This window comes from Mesorhizobium sp. HAY1-8B, assembly GCF_056868045.1.
Window position 1 is genome coordinate 6567862 of the sequence record NZ_CP200321.1, and the last position, 20725, is coordinate 6588586.

The following is a 20725-nucleotide window of genomic DNA, read 5'->3' on the forward strand; positions in this document are numbered from 1 at the left end:
GGCTCCGGAACATCCCTATATCGACTATGCGGGTCACGATCCGCCGGCGATGACAGGATCATCACGACGCGACGGGAGCAGGTTGCCCGCGATCGGAAAGCGATAACCTTACCGCTTTCCCGTTGAAGGGAGGCGCGACCATGCGCGGTTTCACACCAAAGATCATAGCAATCGCATCGCTCCTGGCGGCGGTGCCACTATCGAGTGCCTACGCGGTGCATCGCCACCGGGTCAAACCCGGCGGCATGTCCGTCGAGGCACGGGTGGTCCTGGATCAGTTGCAGGGCGTGAAGCAGGGGATTGTCGAGGCAATGGAGGCAAAGGCGATCACCCCTGAGCAGGAGCACGATCTGATGATGCGGGCCGACAGCATCCATCGCTCGGCCACGGGTGGCGATGCATACCAGAGCTTGCTCGGCCAGATCGAGAGGCTGGATCAGCAACTGCAGACCGATTCAGGCGGCGGCACCTACATCGGCGACGGCGCCGATGGCGGTTATTACCCGAACGGCTGACGCGGGCTGATCATGATCGCACGGCGCCTCGGACAGATTTCCGGGGCGTCGGGTTTTTCCATCGAGCCTCGCGAACGAGCAAGGCAAGAGCCTGCCGGACCGAGGCGATTGCGCGGATGGAAGCGGTTTCGGCCATGCCTTTGGCCGAAGGCCAGGCCACCAAGCCGAAGATCCTCGACCAGCACCCGCGTGTTGCCATTCACCGGCTGGCCGGTGAAGAAGGCCGTCACCGGCCCGCCAGCACCATGTGCATAGGCGTTGTAGGCCCCTGTACTGGCGGCTTGCGATGAAGCCCGCACCGGCATAGGTGATATTCGAGTTTGCCGCGTTGGAAGATCAATCCAACCGGCGCTCGTTCGACTGACTGTGATTGGGAGGTTTTTTCCAAGACATGGCAATCAATTAGCAGACTGAAACGTGAACTGTCGCCGTGGATCCGTATCTCGGCTGGCCCTGTTCTTCGCAATTGGTACGTCTGGACACATACTGAAGGCTGGAAAATGAGGAACGCAATCTCGCCATCAGGGTTGTTTTGAAGCTTCAGGAGATCCGCGCTGAAATTGGAAGACATAGCGGCCCATCCGGCCTTGCACCGCTACGTTCAGGAACAGTCGCAGTCCCTGATCCGAATCTATGAGGAAACCCCGCGGCTGGCTTCCATCTTTGCCACGCAGCAGCGCTGGCTTATGGGCCATGTCGGCCTTGCCATGCACTTCAGGCGCGATCCGAACGACCGCCGCAAGGAACTGACAGTCTCGCGTTTCATTGAGGTCGTGCACAAGAACGCGGTAGCCAGCCGCAACACGGCGGACGCCTTCATCAAGGAGATGCTGCACTACAACATCGCCGAGTATGTGGCGGGCGGAGACGGCCGCACGCATCCCCTGCAGCCGACGGCGGCCACCATCGAGAGGTTCACCGGCTGGGTGATCGCCCATCTGCGCACGCTTGACCATATCGATGGCGGCGACCGGTTGGCCAGATTCCTGGATCGGCCCGACATGCTTGCCACGCTGCAGCCCCTGATAGCCGACGGCCTGCTGGCCTCGAAGCCGGTGCGTGAACCCAACCAGACCTTTTCCCTGTTCATCTGGCTCAACAATGGCGGCATCGTCATGGACTGGCTGATGTCTGGCATCGATCCCGATCACGCAGGCCTGGAGCGAATCCCGACCAGCGTGGTTTCGATCGGCGACTTCGCCAAATGGCTCAAGCTGTCGCGGACCCATCTCGGCCGCAAACTGCGCACCGCCGAGGAATTAGGCAGCATTGGCTGGCTTGGCCAGCGCGGGCATTCGGTGATGTGGGTGTCGCACGGTTTCTACGAGGAATACATGACTGTCCAGGCCGCCAAGCTGGCCGTTGTCGACACCGCCTTCGAGACTTGTTTTCCGCCATCGCGAGGCGGTGGCTGAGCGGCGGCTCGAAGCGATGAAGCGCCCCCCGATTTGTACCCGCTATACGCATTCACTCACTGTTGACGGCCGGCGTCTGGACACGAGCCACGAAGACTGAAAATGTGTTCTTGCGTCTTCGCGACAAGGGGTCTTATCGCAGCGGGGGGAATGGCGCTGACGTTGGAAGAAATTGCCGGTCATCCGGCCCTGCATCGCTGTATCCGCGTCCAGGCACAGGCGATGAACCAGACCTATGAGATGAATCCGCGGCTCGCGTCGGTGTTTGCCACGCAGCAACGCTGGCTCATGGCCCATATCGGTCTTGCCTTGCATTTCAGGAGGGAGCCAGACGACTATCGTAAGGAACTGACGTCAGCGCGTTTCCTCGACGCGATCTGGCAGAATTCGGTGGCCAGCCGCAACACCGCCGACGCCTTCGTCAAGGAAATGCTGCACTACGGTTTCATCGAGTATATCCCCACGGCACAGGACGGCCGCATCCGTCCTCTGCAGCCGGCCGCGGCCTCGCTGGAGCCGGTTACCCTCTGGCTGATGGCGCATCTGCAGACGCTGGACGGTCTCGACGGTGCGAACCGCCTGGCCCTGTTCCTGGCCAGGCCGGACGCGCTCGCCATGCTGCAGCCACGGATTGCCGATGGCTTGCTCTCGTCCAATCCGGTACGCGAGCCCAAGCAGACCTTTTCCCTCTTCACCTGGCTCAACAATGGCGGCGTCGTCATGGACTGGTTGATATCGGGCGTCGATCCCGAGCATGCCGGCCTTGATCGGCTCCCGACCGGTGTCGTCTCGATCGGCGATTTCGCCAAATGGCTGAAACTGTCGCGCACTCACCTTGCACGCAAGCTTCGCGCCGCCGAAGACCTCGGCAGCGTCGGCTGGCTCGGCCAGAGGGGCCAGTCCGTCATGTGGATATCGCGCGATTTCTATGGGGAATACATGACCGCCCAGGCAGTGAAGCTGGCGATTATGGATGCCGCCTTCGCCGAAGCCTTTGGTTCGACGGCAGGCCGCTGACCCGTGCGGCGTCTCCCGCACGGGGATGCGCGAATCCGTCGTGCCCGCTAGCACTCCAATCGCCGTTATGCGCGGCACCATGATTGGAGAGGGGCCTGCATGAAAAGACGTTATGAAAAGCCGACTTTGGACAAGCGCGAACGACTGTCCGACGTCACGGCGGTCTGCACGCCATCGACCTGCGCGACTTGATCGTCGAAGCGCCTCCCGTAAGCGAGACACGCTTGCACGACAAGACATCCCGAGAGGCCCCTGCATGAAGAGACCGTAAGAAAAGCCAACGCTGGACAAGCGTCAGAAACTGTCCAGCGTCAGTGCGGCATGTACGCCCTCCACCTGTGTCGATTGATGCTCGCCGAGCCTGATCGACACTAGCCTTGGACAACTCCCGGCGTTCTCAATCGATGTCGAATGAGACGCCCTGGGCCAGCGGCAGCGCCTTGGAGTAGTTCACCGTGTTGGTGGCGCGCCGCATATAGGCCTTCCACGCATCGGAGCCGCTCTCGCGGCCGCCGCCGGTTTCCTTTTCGCCGCCGAAGGCACCGCCGATCTCGGCCCCCGACGTGCCGATATTGACGTTGGCGATGCCGCAGTCCGAACCGTCGACGCCGAGGAAGCGCTCCGATTCCTGCAGGTCGCGCGTGAAGATCGAAGACGACAGGCCCGCACCCACCGCATTGTGCTCGTCGAGCACGGCGTCGAAGTCGGCATATTTCATCACATAGAGGATCGGCGCGAAGGTCTCTTCGGTCACCGGCGAAACCTGCTTCGGCATTTCGACAAGGGCGGGATGCACGTAATAGGCATCGGGATGACCGTTCTCGACCCGCGTGCCGCCGGTCACCTTGCCGCCATGTGCGGTAGCTTCCTTCAACGCCTTCTGCATGGCCTCGTAGGCGGCCTTGTCGATCAGCGGCCCGACCAGCGAGGAGGTCTCCAGCGGATTGCCGACCGAAACGCTCTGATAGGCCTTCTTCAGCCGCGGCAGCAGCGCGTCATAGACGCTCTCATGCACGAACAGGCGCCGCAGCGTCGTGCAGCGCTGCCCGGCCGTGCCCATCGCGCCGAAGGCAATCGCCCGCAGCGCCATGTCGAGGTCAGCGCTGGGCGCCACGATGCCGGCATTGTTGCCGCCGAGTTCCAGCACCGCGCGCGCAAAGCGCTTGGCCAGCCGCGGCCCGACCTCCCTGCCCATGCGCGTCGAGCCGGTGGCCGACACCAGCGGCACCTTGGGATGATCGACCAGGACTTCGCCGACGGCACGGTCGCCGATCAGCACCTGGAGCAGGCCCTGCGGCGCGTCGGCGCCGAAACGCTTGACGGCGTGCGCAAAGATCGCCTCGCAGGCAAGTGCGGTCAGCGGCGTCTTCTCCGACGGCTTCCACACCACCGCATCACCGCAGACCAGCGCCAGGGCTGCATTCCACGACCACACCGCGACCGGGAAGTTGAAGGCGGAAATGACACCGACGACACCGAGCGGATGCCAGGTTTCCATCATGCGATGGCCCGGACGCTCGGTGGCGATGGTGAGGCCGTACAATTGGCGCGACAGACCGACGGCGAAATCGCAGATGTCGATCATCTCCTGCACTTCGCCGAGGCCCTCGGACGGGATCTTGCCGACCTCGATCGACACCAGCCGGCCAAGCTCGGCCTTGTGGATACGCAATTCCTCGCCGAGCAGACGCACCAGTTCGCCGCGCTTGGGACCCGGCACCAGCCGCCAGGACTGGAACGCCTTGTGCGCAGCATCGATGGTCTTGGCCGCATCGGCGGGCGAAATCGTCTTTAGCGCGGCAATCTCTTCGCCCGTTACCGGGCTGCGCACGATGAGGTCACCACCGACAAGCGCGTCCTTGGCCACACCCAGTTTCGCCAGAAGCTCAGCCGTTTCCTTCGCTATGGTCATTTTTTGTCCCTTTCAGATCCCGTCGTCATCATATGGCGTCGGGTCGAAGCCTCGCGCCATGCCGCCCGCGTGCCGAAAAGGCACTTCAGGCACAGTCATGGCGTGGCCTTACTCGTTTCAGGGGAAAATCGCCACCCCGGCATGGTCCAAGCCCAAATTACAAGATTGAGCCAGGGACGATCGAGCCAGACGGGCGAATGCTGTTCAGTTGGCCTTTTTGGCCGGCGCACGCACGGCACCGTCTTTCATCAAACGGTCGATATGCATGCGGATATGGGCTGCTTCCGCCGCCGTGTTGGCAAGCGCGATGGCCCGGTCGAAAGCGATACGCGCCTCCTCGCCCCGGTCCAGTTGCATCAGCAGTCCGCCCTTGAGGCCGAAGAAATGGAAATAGCCGGAAAGCCTCGGCTCCAACGGCTCGATCATGGCAAGGGCGGCTTCCGGGCCGCGCACCTTGGAGACCGCCACCGCGCGGTTGAGCGTGATGACCGGCGACGGCTGCATCTGTTCGAGCAGGCCGTAGAGCAGGTCGATCTCTACCCAGTCGGTGTCCTCGGCCTTGTCGGCCCGCGCATGCAGGGCGGCGATCGCCGCCTGCACCTGGTAGGGGCCGGGCTTGCGATGGCGCAATGCCTTGTCGACAAGGGCCAGCCCCTCGTCGATCATCTTGCGGCTCCACAGGCCGCGATCCTGGTCCTCGAGCAGCACGATCTCGCCGTCTTCGTCGAAACGGGCTGGTGCGCGCGCATGCTGGAGCAGGAGCAGCGCCGTCAGCCCCATGATCTCCGGCTCGGTCTGGAACAGCCGCAGCAACAGCCGGGCCAGCCGGATCGCCTCCTCGCACAGCGGCGCGCGGGCCGGTGCCTCGCCGCTGTTGGTCGAATAGCCCTCGTTGAAGATCAGGTAGACCATGGCCGCAACCGCCGCGAGCCGCTCGGATCGCTCGACGGCGCCCGGGGTCTCGAACGGCACTCCGGCGTCGGCGATGCGCGCCTTGGCGCGGGTGATGCGCTGTTCCATGGCGCTCTCGCCGACCAGGAAGGCGCGCGCGATCTGCTTGACGGTCAGGCCGGAGACGATACGCAGCGCGACCGCGATCTGCTGCGTCGCCGGCAGATCGGGATGACAACATATGAAGAGCAGCCGTAATATGTCGTCGCGGTAATGCGCTCCGTCCAGCCGCTCGGCGATATCGCTCTCGGCATCGTCCAGATCGGAGATCTGGTCTTCTTCCGGCATCGGCGCCTGCTTGGCGCGCTTGCGCACCGCGTCGATGCCGCTGTTGCGGCCGACGAAGATCAGCCAGGCGGCCGGATCGCGCGGCGGCCCGTTCTGCGGCCAGTTCTTCAACGCCCTGAGACAGGCATCCTGGAAAGCTTCCTCCGCCGTATCGAGATCGCGGAAATAGCGCAGCAGCGCGCCCATCGCCTGCGGGCGGGCGGCGCTGATCGCGGAGCTGATCCAGGCAAGTTCGGTCATACGGCAACCCCGGTGGGATTGAACACCGAGACCGGCCGTATCTCATAGGATCCACCGCTCGGATTGACCTCGGAAAGCTCACGAGCGAACTCGACCGCCTCGTCGAGATCGGCGCATTCGAGCGTATAGAAACCGAGGAACTGCTCCTTGGTCTCGGCGAACGGGCCGTCGATGACGATCGATTCACCCTTGACCTTCCGCAGCGTCGTCGCAGCCGTCGTCGGCAGAAGCCGCGCCACGGGACCAAGCCGTCCGGCCTTGGCGTATTTCTCCTGGACGCCGAGGAGGTTGGCCATGACTTCGTCGTCCTGCGCCTTGCTCCATGAGCTGACGACGTCTTCGGAGGCATAGCAGAGGATGGCGTAGAGCATGGCTGGTCCTTTCTGTATCAAAGGACGAAACAGTAGGGCCGATCCCGACACGACGTCGATAAAAAAATCCCGAGATGGCGGCGGACAATTGCCGTCAATCACCGTTCGTGTGTTTCAACCATCTCAGCACGAGCGCCTCCTCCTCATCGAGCCCCTCAATGGACCGCTTGCGCTTGTTGGCCTCCGCCATTTCGGCAAGCAGCCGCCCCTCCAGCCAGGCTTCGAAGACCTGCGGGTGGATATAGCATTTGCGGCAGACCGCACGGGTATTGCCCAGCCGTTCGGCCACTCTGTCAACGACGCTGTTCATCACCCGCTTTTGCTGTGCCTGGCTTTCGGGCAGTTCCGTCTGCGCAAACAGCGACCCGGCATGGATGGTGCCGCCCCAAGTGCGGAAATGCTTGGAGCTGAACGCATCGCCTGCGGCATCCCTGATGTAGCGGTTGACGTCGTCGGAGCGAACCGGGCGCCTGTTGCCGTCCTCGTCGAGATATTGGAACAATTTCTGGCCCGGCAGCTCCTGCGCGCCGCGCACGATCCCGGCGATGCGGCGATCGACCAGCTTCAGTTTCCATTCCTTGCCGGATTTGCCCTTGAAGGCAAAGCGCAGGCTCGATCCCCTGATGTCGACATGGCGATCGCGCAATGTCGTCAGGCCGAAGCTCTTGTTGTCACGCGCATAGGCGGTATTGCCGACGCGGATCATCGTGTTGTCGAGCAGCCAGACGACCGCGGCGACGACACGCTCAAACGGCAGGCCGCGGCGGCGGAAATCGCGGTCGATGTTGCGCCGGAGATCCGGGAGGCTTTCGGCGAAGGCGACGAGGCTCGAATATTTGGCACCATCGCGTTCCTCGGCCCATTGCGGATGATAGCGATATTGCTTGCGCCCCCGCTGGTCCCTGCCGGTCGCCTGGATATGCCCATCCGCGTCGGGCGAGATCCAGACATCCGTCCAGGCCGGCGGAATGACGATAGCATCGATCCGTGCCCTGGTGGCATCCGAGACTGCTTTCCCGTCTGGCCCCTTGTAGGAAAACCGCTCGCCTGCCTTCAGCCGGCGGATACCGGGCTCGGCATCGCTGACATAGGTCAGTGCGGCGTCCCTGGCTGAAATCTGCGCGGCGCTCTTTGAGGCGACATCTTGATCAGACGAGCGGCCGCGTGACGGTCCGGATCCCTGCAGCATGTAAGCTCCATGCAAAATACGCAGAGATAAGCTGCTGGCCGATTGCTGGTTCCACAGACCGTTCGAAAAGCCGGGCGCCGCAGATGGTGCGGACAGCCCAGGGCGCCGGTGTGCTACAGGGCGCCTTGCATCTGAAGCGGAGCCGACAGCCGGCGCCGCACCGCGAGCTTGAGCCTGTAGCGCAGGCAGCGCCATGCCTCCGACCGTCGCTTCGGCGCGACCGCCGCCACCGCCAGGAAGCGCGCGGCGGTGTCCAGGTCGCCACGTGCGTAGTGGACGCGGGCGATCTTGAGGGCGACCAGTCCCTCCCTGGCCTTGAGCGCCGAGACCGGGATGCTGCAATCCGTGAGCGTGCGCAGTTCGCGGCGCCACTCCAGGAAGCGCCGCACCGGATTGATCGCAAAACGATCGTCCGAACGGGCGGGCGAAACCTCATAGACCATCACCGGCTGCGGCATCATGGCCAGCGAGGCCTTGCTCATCAGCCGTGCCCAGAACAGCGTGTCCTCGTCATAGGCAAGACCCACAGGAAACCGCGTCTCGCCGATCAGGCGCCGGGATGCCAACACGCTGCCCACCGCGACCGAACGTATATCGCCCTTCACATAGGCGGAAGCGTTTGCCAGGCAGGCGGCCTGGTAACCGTTCGGCACCTTGATCTGCCGATCCTCACCGCTCACCCGTCGCCGATAGGCGCCAACGATCATGTCGGCTTCCGGCTGGCGCTCGGCCTGCCGCAGCAGTGCGCGCAATCCGCCCTCAAGATGCAAATCGTCGGCGTCGATCAGGTAAACCCAGGGATGGAGTGCCTCAGCCAGCGCCACGTTGCGAGCGCCGCCGGCGTCGCGGCAATTGGCCGGCAGCACACGCAGCGGCAAGGATAGTCGCGCCGCGACCTGCAGCGCCGTCGCCGTCATGCCGTCCGTCGATGCATCGTCGACCAGCAGGACCTCGCCGATAACCTCGGCCTCGCCGGCGAGTGACGCCAGTGTTGTGGCGATTGTGGCCGCTGCATTGTAGGCAGGAATGACGACGCTGACCGCTTTCAATTACAAAACCCCGCGTTCGCGCGCCTTGGCAGTACGATGGTTGTCCCTCGGAACAAATACAGACTAGCGGCCCCTTCGATGTTTGAGAAGTCGCCTTCGACAATCCAGAATTGCAACAACGGGACGCCTCGGCGTTTCGCTCGCATTCACACCTTTTCGAGCGCGACCGGAATGACGTCGACAGCCTGCTCGCCCACCTGACCGCCCGTGGTCTTGAGAACGCCGACGATCGGCGCGACATCGGAATAATCGCGGCCATAGCCGACGGTGATGTGGTCGTTGCTCGCCCGCATGCCGTTGGTCGGATCGAACTCCTGCCAGCCGGCGTCACGCCCGCACCAGACCTTGACCCAGGCATGCATGGCATCGGCGCCTTCCAGCCGGGGCTTCCCCTTCGGTGGAATGGTGCGCAGGAAGCCGCTGACATAGCCGGCCGGAATGCCGAGCCCGCGCAGGCCGGCGATCATGATGTGTGAAAAATCCTGGCAGACGCCGCGCTTCAGCTTGAAGGCATCGCTGGCCCGGGTCCGCACCGTGGTCGCTTCACCGTCATAGGTGAAGTCGCGATGGATGCTATTGCAGAGATTCATCGCCGTACCGGCGGCCGAGCCGGCAATGCTATCCCCTGCATAGGCGGTTATCGCCGCGTCGATGCCGGAGTGAGCGCTTCCCGCCAGAAAATGATGCGGCGCGTCAGGCGCCAGCGACCGCACCGCGGCCAGTTCCTGCCTCAGCCGGGCGATATCGGGCGACACGTCAAGTCCGGGTTCGGGCCGCGACACCGAAACGCGTGCGCTCATACGGATGTCGAGCGCGTCATGCGCGTCGCGAAAGGCGATGGAGGTGACGTTGTTGCCGAAGAAGTCCGAAAAATCCGAACGTTCATTGGGTGCCGGCGTGAAGGACAGGGATGCAGCGATGACGCGTTGCACGCCGGATATCGTCGATGGCAGCACGCGGATCTGGTGGCGGCCGCCGCCGGCCGCCGCTGCATAATCGTAATGGAGATGGAGCCTGATGTCGTAAAGCATGCCTACTTTTCTTGTTTTGCCGCAGGTTCTTGTCGCAAAACCGTGCGACACTTTTGCGGAACCCGCCTAGAGCATGATTCCGAAAAGTATGAACCGGTTTTCGGACGACATCATGCGCTATCTTTTCTAATTGAGAGCCGGATGATTGATCTAAAATCATCCGGCTCTAGCCGAAATAGGCCTTGGCGAGGCTGTTGTAGAGACCGCCTATTTCATAGGCGAGGTCGTCCAGGGCCTTTGCCGTCATGTCCGAAGGCTCCTTGATGGCGATCTGGGTGTTGAGCTGCAGGATCTCCTTTGCCGCGGGCGACATATGCCCCTCGCCGCCGACCGGCGGCAACAGGCCGATCTCCGCCTTCAGCCTTTCCAACTGGAACAGGATGGAGCGCGGATTGAGTGGGTCGAGCGCCAGAAGATCGATCACCGTGCGCCGGCCGGCCTGCACCGGATACTGCCGGCGGTGGGTCATGACGCTGTCGCCGATCTCCAGCATCATGTCGAGCGCGCCGTCCGGCGCCTTGGGGCTGGTCAGCCGGGCGAGCGTACGGGCGATCTGGATGCCGCGTTCCAGCCGCCGGCCGATCTCGAGGAACCGCCAGCCGGCGAAGCGGTACATGTTCTCGTGCAGCAGGCCGGAAAAGCCGGCGAGCTTGCGTAGGATCACGGTCATGGCCCGTGTCGCGTCGTCGCCCGGCGCCACCGTCGTCGCGAACTGATGGATGGTCTTCGACAGGTCCTTGAGCGCCAGCCAGCCATCGGGCGAGAAGCGGTCGCGGATCTGTCCGGCGCTGTAAACGGCGCTGTCGAGCGTGCCGATCAGCCCCGACGGGATCGCCGTCTCGACGTCGATGCCAAACGGTTCGAGATAGTCCCTGATGTCGGCGAGCAGCGGCATGTCCGGATCGGAGGTCTCGGCCAGCCGCACATGGTAGGCGCGCAGGATGCGCACTGTGTCTTCCGAGCGCTCGATATAGCGCCCGAGCCAGGTCAGGTTCTCCGCCGCGCGGCTGGGCAGGCTGCCCGGCCTGGTGCGGGTGAAGCTGTCGCTCTCTTGCGGCAGCAGCGTCTCGCGCTCCACCGGCTTGTCGCTGACCACCCAGACGTCGGCCGCCTGGCCGCCACGCTGCATGGCGATCGCCGTCGGGTCGAGCGACAGCCCGACGCGGGCGAAACCGCCCGGCATCACCGTCCAGCCCTCCGGCGTGCGCGCCAGGTAGACGCGCAGGCTCGCCGGCCGCGGCTCCAGCCAGCCGCCGACAAAGACCGGTGTCGTCGACAGCGTCACCGCTTCCTGGCCGACGAAGGCGCCGCCATCGCGTTCGATGCGTGCCACCAGCTCAGCCCGCTCCCCGGCCGACAGCGTCGAGCCCAAGGTGGTCTGGCCATCATCCTCGAAGGCAAGTCTCGTCGAGAGCGCCGGGCCGACCACCATGCGGTCGATATTGGCAAGCACATGGGCGCGTTCCGTCGCCTGCCCGCACCACCAGGTCGCGACGCTCGGCAGCAGCAGCTGCTCGCCGCGCAATTCGCGTGCGATCTTGGGCAGGAAAGCAAGCAGCGCCCGCGTTTCCATCAGGCCCGAGCCCAGCGCGTTGACGGTCGCAACCGCACCCTGGCGGATCGCTTCCACCAGCCCCGGCGTGCCGATCTGCGAATCCGATCGCAATTCGAGCGGATCGGCGAAGGCGGCATCGAGACGCCGCCAGAGCACGCTGATCGGCATCAGGCCGGAAACAGTGCGCACCATCAGCCTGCCGCCAGAAACGGTAAGGTCCTCGCCCTCGAGCAGCATGATGCCGAGGTAGCGGGCGATATAGGCGTGTTCGTAGTAGGTTTCGTTGAGCGGCCCCGGCGTCAGAATGGCGACGCGGCCGTCGGTTTCCCTGGCCATGCCGATCAGCGCATCGCGGAACCGGCGGAAGAAGCCGGCAAGCCGGTGCACATGCATTTCGCCATAGATGTCGGACAGCGCGCGCGTGGTGGCGACGCGGTTCTCCAGGGCGAAGCCGGCGCCCGATGGTGCTTGCGTGCGGTCGCCCAGCACCCACCAGCGGCCATCGGGCCCACGGCCGAGCTCGAAAGCACAGAAATGCAGGAAATGGCCACCGGCTGGCGTGGTACCGACCACGGGCCGCAAATACTCCGGGCTGGCCGCGATCAATCCCGCCGGCAGGATGCCTTTTTCGACGAGCCGGTTGCGCCCATGGATATCGGCTATGGTTTCCTCGAACAGCTCGGCCCTCTGGATGAGCCCAGCGCTGATTGCGGCCCATTCGGCGTCTTCGATGAGCAAGGGCACATGCGCCAGCGGCCATTCGCGCTCATTGGCGCCGGCCTTGTCGTAGACGCGGTAATAGACGCCGGCATCGCGCAGATACTGGTCGGCGCGGGCGAAACGCTGGCCGAGCTTTTCAGACCCTATTTCGTCGAGCGCCTCGATGAACTGCTTCCACACCGGACGGGGATTGCCTGACGCATCGACCATTTCGTCGACGACACCGTCGATCGGCTGGTAGTGCTCCAGCAGGCTGTGGATCTGCGGCTTGCCGCGTACCCTCTTGTGATTCCCCTTTGCCATGTCCGATCACAGTCTGGGTGGACGCCGAAGGTCAAGGGTCATCGGGAAATCTTCCGCCGGTTGTTCTTCACGCAGCACATAGCCTGATGGCGTGTGGCCGCGCGGTTCGAAGCGGGCGAGCCGCCGCGCTTCCGCCTCGTTGCCGTTGACCGGGAACGTATCGTAGTTGCGCCCGCCGGGATGCGCGACATGGTAGACGCAGCCGCCGACCGCCCTGCCCGACCAGCGGTCGTAGATGTCGAACACCAGCGGCGTGTTGACCGGCAGCGCCGGATGCAGGCCGGACGCGGGTTGCCAGGCCTTGAAGCGCACGCCCGCAACCGCCACCTCGCGATTATCCGTCACCTTCATCGGCACGATGCGGCCGTTGCAGACGATTGCATGGCGTTCCGGATTGAGCCCTTCGGTCTTGACCTGCAGCCGTTCGACCGAGGAATCGACAAAGCGCACGGTACCGCCGATCGCGCCCTGCTCGCCCATGACATGCCACGGCTCCAGCGCCTGCCTCAGTTCCAGCTTGATGCCGGCATGCTGCACCTCGCCGCAGAAGGGAAAGCGGAATTCGAGCTGGGCGTCGAACCATTCAGGCCGGAATTCGAAACCGTTGAGCTTGAGATCGTCGAGCACGTCGAGAAAATCAGCCCAGACATGATGCGGCAGCATGAAGCGGTCATGCAGCGAAGTGCCCCAGCGCACGAAACGGCCGTCGAGCGGGTTCTTCCACGCACGGGCGATGATGGCACGCACCAGAAGCTGCTGCGCAAGGCTCATCCGCGCGTTGGGCGGCATTTCGAAGCCGCGGAATTCGACCAGGCCGAGCCGGCCGGTTGGCCCATCCGGCGAAAACAGCTTGTCGATGCAGATTTCCGAGCGATGCGTGTTGCCGGTCACGTCCGTCAACAGGTTGCGGAACAGCCGGTCGACCAGCCACGGCAGGGGCGCCGCGCCCTGGTCGGGATGCGGCACCTGCGCCATGGCGATTTCGAGTTCGTAGAGCGAATCGTGGCGCGCCTCGTCGAAGCGCGGCGCCTGGCTTGTCGGGCCGATGAACAGGCCCGAGAACAGATAGGACAGCGACGGATGCCGCTGCCATTGCAGCACCAGACTCTTCAACAGATCGGGACGGCGCAGGAACGGGCTGTCATTTGGTGTCGCGCCGCCGACGACGACATGATTGCCGCCGCCGGTGCCGGTGTGGCGGCCGTCGATCATGAACTTGTCGGCGCCAAGCCGCGTCAGCCGCGCTTCCTCATAGATTGCCGTCGTCGTCGCCACGCAATCCTGCCAGTTGGCAGCCGGATGGATGTTGACCTCGATGACGCCTGGATCGGGCGCGACGCGGATGACATTGAGGCGTGGATCATGCGGCGGGCCATAGCCCTCGATGTGGACGGGTAGGCCGACGGCCCGCGCAGCGTTCTCGGCGGCCGCGACCAGTTCGAGATAGTCCTCCAGTGCTTCAACCGGCGGCATGAACACGCAGAGCCGTCCATCGCGCGGCTCGACCGAGAGTGCGGTGCGCACCGCGCCACCAATCTCGGTGATCTCCTGTTCGACCCGGTCCTGCTGGCCGGTCGCCGCAGTGAACGATACCGCCTGCTGCCGGCGCGCCATCTCGTCGGCACCTTCAAGTTCGGTCGGCGCTGCGGAGGGCAAGATAGCTTCACGCGGGGGCAGCGCTCCGCGCGGCAGCGACGGATCGACGGGCACGATGTAGGGGAATTGCGCGGGTGGCACATAAGGCAGCGTGCCGAGCGGCAAGCGATAACCGACCGGTGAATCGCCAGGCACCAGGAACAGCCGCCCGCGTCGCGTCTTCCATTTTTCCGAGCGCCAGCGCGGCCCGGACGCCTGGCTGTTCCAGCGCTGCACCGGCAGCACGTAGCCCGACGGTTTGGTCAGCCCGCGCTCGAACACTTTCGCCATGCGGCTGCGCTCTTCCGGATCCTCCAGCTTGGAATTGGACGGATCGACATTCTCCGGCAGCTTGCCTTCCTTGAGCAGCCACTCGGCCGGGTCTTCGTAAGCTTCGCTGACCATCGACGTGTCGATGCCGAGTTCACCGGCGATCGCGGTGAGGAGGCTTTCGGCCTGTTTTGGGCCGATATCGGCCGAACTCTTTTCGCGCGCGATCAGCGACGGGTCGCTCCATACCGGCTCGCCATCGGCGCGCCAGTAGAGCGAAAAGGTCCAGCGCGGCAGGCTTTCGCCGGGATACCATTTGCCCTGGCCGTAATGGAGGAAGCCTCCTGGCGCGAAACGTTCGCGCAGCCGGCGGATCAGCGCATCGGCCTTTTCGCGCTTGGTCGGACCGACCGCGGCGGTGTTCCATTCGGCGGATTCGAAATCGTCGATCGACACGAAGGTCGGCTCGCCGCCCATCGTCAGCCGCACGTCTCCTGCCGCCAGTGCGGCATCGACCTTGTTGCCGAGCGCGTCAAGCGCCCGCCAGCTTTCATCCGAGAACGGCTTGGTGATGCGCGGATGCTCGGCGATGCGGTCGACCCGCATGTCGAAGCCGAATTCGACATTGGCAAAGCTCGCCATGCCGGAAATGGGGGCCGCATTGCGGAAATGCGGTGTCGCGGCGAGCGGCACATGGCTCTCGCCGGTGAGCAGGCCGGAAGTCGGGTCGAAGCCGATCCAGCCGGCGCCGGGAAGATAGACCTCGCACCAGGCGTGCAGATCCGTGAAGTCGACCGATGTGCCTGCCGGCCCATCGAGTGCGATGAGGTCGGGTTTGAGCTGGATCAGATAGCCCGACACGAAGCGCGCGGCGATGCCAAGATTGCGCAGGATCTGCACCAGCAACCAGCTTGAATCCCGGCACGATCCCTTGCCGGCGGCCAGCGTTTCCTCCGGCGAGAACACGCCGGTCTCCATGCGCACGATATAGGCGATCTCGCGCTGCAACCGGGCATTGAGGTCGACAAGGAAATTGACGGTGTTCTTCTGGGTGGTGTCAACGGTTTTCAGGAAAGCCGAAAGCAGCGGCCCCGCGGGTTCCGGCGTCCGGTAGATAGCGAGGTCATCCCTGATCTCTTCCGGGTATTCGAACGGGAATGTCTCGGCCGACGGTTCGACGAAGAAATCGAACGGATTGTAGACCGTCATGTCGGCGACGAGATCGACCTCGATCTTGAGCTCACTCACTGGCTCGGGAAAGACGAAGCGGGCGAGGAAGTTGCCGTAGGGATCCTGCTGCAAATTGACGAAGTGGTTCGCCGGCTCGACCTTGAGCGAGTGGCTCAAGACCTTGGTGCGGGAATGCGGTGCCGGCTGCAGCCTGATAATTTGAGGGCCGAGAATCACCGGCCGGTCATATTTGTAGTGGGTCAGGTGGTAGACGGCTGCCAGAATTGCCATGGGGCCCCGGAGATCGGCGTTTATTCAGTCGAACCCTGACACATCTGGTCGCCATTCTCCAAGCGGATGTTGCGCTGCACCTAAATTAAAGAACCGGTTGCCGGCTTAAAGTCGCTCAAAAGAACGCCTGTATCCCGGTCTGGGCCCGACCCAGGATCAGCGCATGCACGTCGTGAGTGCCCTCATAGGTGTTGACCGTCTCCAGGTTCTGCGCGTGGCGCATGACGTGGTAGCCGATCTGGATGCCGTTGCCGCCATGCATGTCGCGGGCCTGGCGGGCGATGTCGAGCGCCTTGCCGCAATTGTTGCGCTTGACGATCGAGATCATCTCCGGCGCCATCTTGCCCTCATCCAGCAGCCGTCCGACGCGCAAGGATGCCTGCAGCCCGAGCGCGATCTCGGTCTGCATGTCGGCGAGCTTCTTCTGGTAAAGCTGCGTGCCGGCGAGCGGCTTGCCGAACTGCTTGCGGTCAAGGCCATACTGGCGGGCGCGATGCCAGCAATCCTCCGCCGCCCCCATCGAGCCCCAGGAAATGCCATAGCGAGCCCGGTTGAGGCAACCGAACGGGCCGCCCAGGCCCTTGGCGTTTGGCAGCAGCGCGTCTTCGCCGACCTCGACGCCTTCCATCACCACCTCGCCGGTTATCGACGCCCGCAGCGACAGCTTGCCGCCGATCTTCGGCGCCGACAGCCCCTTCATGCCCTTCTCCAGCACGAAGCCACGGATCTCGTCCTTGCCGTTCTCGCCCTTCAACTTCGCCCAGACGACGAACACGTCGGCGACCGGCGCGTTGGAAATCCACATCTTGGAGCCGGAGAGCTTGTAGCCGTTAGCGGTCTTCTCGGCGCGCGTCTTCATGCCGCCGGGATCGGAGCCGGCATCCGGCTCGGTCAGGCCGAAGCAGCCGATCCACTCGCCGCTGGCGAGCTTGGGCAGGTACCTCTTGCGCTGTTCGTCCGAGCCATAGGCGTAGATCGGATACATCACCAGCGACGACTGCACCGACATCATCGAGCGATAGCCGGAATCGACACGTTCGACTTCCCGCGCGACCAGCCCGTAGGTCACATAATTGGCGCCGAGCCCGCCGAATTCTTCCGGGATGTTGATGCCGAGCAGGCCGGCATCGCCCATCTCGCGAAAGATAGCGGTGTCGAAGGTCTCGTTGAGGTACGCGTCCTCGATGCGCGGCGCGAGCTTGTCGGCGGCGAAGGCCGCGGCACCATCGCGCACCATGCGCTCATCTTCGGAAAGCTGGTCCTCGATCAGGAACGGATCTTCCCAGACGAAGGCATTCTTATCGGCGGCCATGGCTCTCTCCCGGACTCGATGCATGCCGGCGAAGGAGCTCAGGATCCTTGGCAACAACGGCATGCGTGAAGCAAAATCTTGGCCCGGCTTATCGACCCGGGGCCCGAAAAAATCAAACGAAATTGCTTCACCAATCAATGAGCGTTAGGAATGGATCATGAGTGTCCAGCGCCGCCTCCTGCCTAACATCAGCGCCCTCGCTGCCTTCGAAGCGGTGGCTCGGCTTGGGTCTTTTACCGCCGCCGCCCAGGAACTGGATCTGACCCAAGGTGCGGTAAGCCGGCAGATCAAGCTGTTGGAGGATCAGTTTGGCCGCCGGCTGTTCGAGCGCGACAGCCGCAATGTCCGGCTGTCCACCGCGGGCGAAATCTATGCCGAAGCGGTACGTTCAGCGCTTGGCCAGTTGCGCGATGCCGCCCTTGGATTGATGAGCAATCGGCATAGTGGCATCTTGAACCTTGCCATATTGCCGACCTTCGGCACGCGCTGGCTGATGCCGATGATCCCCGATTTCGTCGAGAACAACCCCGACATCACCATCAACTTCGTCACCCGCGTCGGCCGTTTCGACTTCGCCAGGGAGAGGCTGGACGCCGCCATCCACTATGGCCTGCCCGATTGGGCGGACGCCGACTCGACCCTCCTGGTGCGCGAAACGGTGGCGCCGGTGGTGTCGCCCGGATTCCTCGCCGGCCGCGCCATCGCCACGCCGGCTGATATCGGCCGCCTGCCCTTGCTGCATATGGCAACGCGCCCCGGTGCCTGGACCGAATGGTTCGAGCATCAGGGCCTGAGCGCGCCGACCGGGCCCGGCATGCAGTTCGAGCAGTTCGGCACCGCCGCCCAGGCCTGCATGGAAGGCCTTGGCGTCGCGCTCCTGCCGCTACTCCTCATCGCTGGCGAATTGCAGCGCGGCCAGCTTGTGCCGGCGCCCGGCCAGCCCATGCAAAGCCGCAGCGCCTATTATCTCGTCGTCCCGCACGACAAGCGCGGCCATCCGCCGGTCGCCAGTTTTCGCGACTGGCTGCTGAGCCAGATTGAGAAGGAGCCGGCCGTTCTGGCGTGGTAGCTACTTCCGCTTCAGCGCATCCGCCAACGCAGCACCAAACGCGCCCTGCTGGGCCGGCCGCTCCGGCTGGCGTTGTGGTGCCGGGCCACGTGGCGCCGGCCTGCCGCCGCCATTGTCGCGCGGCCCACCTTTTGACGCCCCCTCACCGCCGTCCTTGCGCATGGAAAGCGCGATGCGCTTGCGCTTGATATCGACATCGACGACGCGCACCTTCACCACGTCGCCCGCCTTGACCACCTCATGCGCATCCTTGATGAAACGGTCGGCCAGTTGCGAGACATGCACCAGTCCGTCTTGGTGCACCCCGATATCGACAAAGGCGCCGAAGGCCGCGACATTGGTGACTGTGCCTTCCAGCAGCATGCCGGGCTTCAGATCCTTTATGTCATCAATGCCATCGGCAAAGGTCGCCGTCTTGAAGCCGGGGCGCGGGTCGCGGCCGGGCTTTTCCAGCTCGGCAAGAATGTCGCGCACCGTCGGCAGGCCGAAACGCTCGTCGACGAAGACGCGCGGGTCGAGCGCCTTGAGCGCGGCGCTGTCGCCCATCAGCGAACGCACATCGCGGCCGCAGGCGGCGACGATCTTCTTCGCCACCCCATAGGCTTCCGGGTGGACCGACGAGGCATCGAGCGGCTCGCTGCCATTGGCAATGCGCAAAAAGCCGGCGGATTGCTCGAACGCGCGCGGCCCAAGCCGTGGCACCTTGAGAAGGTCCTTGCGGCTGGCAAACGGCCCGGTCGCGTCGCGATGGGCGACGATGGCGTCGGCGAGCGACGCGCCAAGGCCCGAAACGCGCGCCAGCAATGGCGCCGAAGCGGTGTTGAGATCGACGCCGACGGCGTTGACCGCGTCCTCGACCACCGCCTCCAGCGAGCGGCCGAGCCGATACTGGTCGACGTCGTGCTGATACTGGCCGACGCCGATCGACTTGGGTTCGATCTTTACCAGCTCGGCGAGCGGATCCTGCAAGCGCCGCGCGATCGACACCGCGCCACGCAGCGATACGTCCAGACCGGGGAATTCCGCCGCCGCCGTCGCCGACGCCGAGTAGACCGAGGCGCCCGCCTCGCTGACGATGACCTTGAGCGGCTTGGGTCCGCCGTCGGAAGGCATGTCGGACAGCATGTCCGCCACCAGCTTCTCGGTCTCGCGGCTGCCGGTGCCGTTGCCGATCGAAATCAACTCCACCTTGTGCTGGCGGACAAGCGCGGCGAGTTCCGCCTGTGTGCCGCGAACATCGTTCCTCGGGGGGAATGGATAGACCGTCGTCGTCGCCACCAGCTTGCCGGTACCGTCGACCACGGCCACCTTGACGCCGGTGCGGATGCCGGGATCGAGCCCCATCGTCGCCCGCGAACCGGCCGGCGCGGCCAGCAGCAGATCCTTCAGATTGCGGGCGAAGACATGGATCGCCTCTTCCTCGGCCCGTTCGCGCAGATCGCGCATCAGGTCGAGCGTCAGGTGCAGCGACAGCTTTATCCGCCAGGTCCAGCCGGCGACGTCCATCAGCCAGCGGTCGCCCGGCAGGCTGGGGCCGATGGCATAGGCATTGGCGATCATCCGCTCGACCGGCTTCACCGGCGAAGTGTCGTCGGCGTCGACCTCGATGTCGAGCGACAGGACCTCTTCGTTGCGGCCGCGCAGCATGGCCAGTGCACGGTGGCTCGGCACATTTGCCCAGCGCTCGACATGATCGAAATAGTCCGAGAATTTCGCGCCGGCCTCCTGCTTGCCGTCGACAACCCGGGCACGCATGAAAGCGCGTTCCTTCATATAGGCGCGCAGCTTGCCGACCAGATCGGCATTCTCGGCGAACTGCTCCGACAGGATGTCGCGCGCGCCCTCAAGTGCCGCCTTGGCGTCGGCCACCTCCTCGCTGACATAGGCCAGCGCCAGTTCGGCGGGCACCAGCGAACGGTCCGCAAGAATGGCCTCCGCCAGCGGCCCCAGCCCGCGCTCCCTGGCGATCTCGGCCTTGGTGCGGCGCTTGGGCTTGTAGGGCAGATAGATGTCCTCGAGCTCCGCCTTGTTAGCGGCGGCGGCGATCTTGGTCTCAAGCTCCTGCGTCAGCTTGCCCTGTTCGCGGATCGAGCCAAGGATGGTGTCGCGGCGGGCGTCGAGTTCACGCAGATAGGCGAGCCGCTCGGCAAGGTCGCGCAATTGCGTATCGTCAAGCCCGCCGGTCACTTCCTTGCGGTAGCGTGCCACGAACGGCACCGTCGCGCCCTCGTCGAGCAGTTGGATCGCCGCGGCCGCCTGTTCGGGCCGGGCAGCGATCTCGGCCGCGATGATGGCTGCGATGCGCTTGATGTCGGATGCCATGTCATTCCCACTCTCGTCGAAAAGAGGGGCGACCATAGGCGCAGACATCCAGTCCGCCAACCGCCGCGCCTCCATCAGCCCGGCAGGTCCACAGGAAAGC

The 20725-nt window shown here is 64.3% G+C and carries 14 protein-coding genes; 4 read left to right on the forward strand and 10 right to left on the reverse strand.

The window, feature by feature from the left end; all coding sequences use genetic code 11:
- The first annotated feature begins 140 nt into the window (after positions 1-140).
- The 3 genes from AC1VON_RS31590 to AC1VON_RS31600 all read left to right on the forward strand — a co-directional run bounded on the left by AC1VON_RS31590 (position 141) and on the right by AC1VON_RS31600 (position 2947).
- Complete coding sequence (locus AC1VON_RS31590) at positions 141-515, forward strand: hypothetical protein (RefSeq protein ID WP_172348800.1); 375 nt, start codon at positions 141-143, stop codon at positions 513-515.
- Positions 516-1201: 686 nt separating this feature from the next.
- On the forward strand, positions 1202-1930 hold the full coding sequence (locus AC1VON_RS31595) for a hypothetical protein (protein ID WP_246741010.1): 729 nt from the start codon (positions 1202-1204) through the stop codon (positions 1928-1930).
- 150 nt (positions 1931-2080) lie between these two features.
- Positions 2081-2947: a hypothetical protein gene (locus tag AC1VON_RS31600; RefSeq protein WP_172348799.1), complete on the forward strand. Its 867-nt coding sequence runs from the start codon at positions 2081-2083 to the stop codon at positions 2945-2947.
- A gap of 397 nt (positions 2948-3344) precedes the next feature.
- Here the strand turns inward: AC1VON_RS31600 and amaB are convergent, their stop codons facing one another.
- From amaB to AC1VON_RS31645, 9 genes are all read right to left on the reverse strand, one after another.
- The gene (gene amaB / locus AC1VON_RS31605; RefSeq protein ID WP_483126025.1) at positions 3345-4859 is read right to left on the reverse strand and encodes an L-piperidine-6-carboxylate dehydrogenase; all 1515 of its coding nucleotides are present in this window, start codon (positions 4857-4859) and stop codon (positions 3345-3347) included.
- Positions 4860-5063: 204 nt separating this feature from the next.
- A complete protein-coding gene (locus tag AC1VON_RS31610; RefSeq protein WP_172348797.1) occupies positions 5064-6338 on the reverse strand; it encodes an RNA polymerase sigma factor in 1275 nt (424 codons plus the stop codon).
- Complete coding sequence (locus AC1VON_RS31615) at positions 6335-6709, reverse strand: YciI family protein (protein WP_056578181.1); 375 nt, start codon at positions 6707-6709, stop codon at positions 6335-6337. The genes AC1VON_RS31610 and AC1VON_RS31615 overlap by 4 nt, the downstream gene beginning before the upstream one ends.
- A 94-nt stretch (positions 6710-6803) precedes the next feature.
- Positions 6804-7898 (reverse strand): DNA topoisomerase IB, encoded by a 1095-nt coding sequence (locus AC1VON_RS31620; protein ID WP_483126026.1) that lies wholly within the window; start codon positions 7896-7898, stop codon positions 6804-6806.
- A gap of 113 nt (positions 7899-8011) precedes the next feature.
- The gene (locus AC1VON_RS31625; protein WP_483126027.1) at positions 8012-8947 is read right to left on the reverse strand and encodes a glycosyltransferase family 2 protein; all 936 of its coding nucleotides are present in this window, start codon (positions 8945-8947) and stop codon (positions 8012-8014) included.
- 146 nt (positions 8948-9093) lie between these two features.
- Positions 9094-9978, reverse strand: a complete 885-nt coding sequence (locus tag AC1VON_RS31630; protein ID WP_172348794.1) for a transglutaminase family protein — start codon at positions 9976-9978, stop codon at positions 9094-9096.
- Between the two features lie 166 nt (positions 9979-10144).
- Positions 10145-12556, reverse strand: coding sequence for a circularly permuted type 2 ATP-grasp protein (locus AC1VON_RS31635; protein ID WP_483126028.1), 2412 nt, complete (start codon positions 12554-12556; stop codon positions 10145-10147).
- Positions 12557-12562: 6 nt separating this feature from the next.
- Positions 12563-15922 (reverse strand): transglutaminase family protein, encoded by a 3360-nt coding sequence (locus AC1VON_RS31640; protein WP_483126029.1) that lies wholly within the window; start codon positions 15920-15922, stop codon positions 12563-12565.
- A 115-nt stretch (positions 15923-16037) separates the two neighbouring features.
- Positions 16038-17234 (reverse strand): acyl-CoA dehydrogenase, encoded by a 1197-nt coding sequence (locus AC1VON_RS31645; RefSeq protein WP_483126030.1) that lies wholly within the window; start codon positions 17232-17234, stop codon positions 16038-16040.
- A gap of 157 nt (positions 17235-17391) precedes the next feature.
- Here AC1VON_RS31645 and AC1VON_RS31650 point away from each other — a divergent pair, with 157 nt between their 5' ends.
- Positions 17392-18303: a LysR family transcriptional regulator gene (locus tag AC1VON_RS31650; RefSeq protein ID WP_483126031.1), complete on the forward strand. Its 912-nt coding sequence runs from the start codon at positions 17392-17394 to the stop codon at positions 18301-18303.
- Here AC1VON_RS31650 and AC1VON_RS31655 read toward each other — a convergent pair whose 3' ends face one another.
- Positions 18304-20625: a Tex family protein gene (locus AC1VON_RS31655; protein ID WP_483126032.1), complete on the reverse strand. Its 2322-nt coding sequence runs from the start codon at positions 20623-20625 to the stop codon at positions 18304-18306.
- Positions 20626-20725 lie beyond the last annotated feature (100 nt).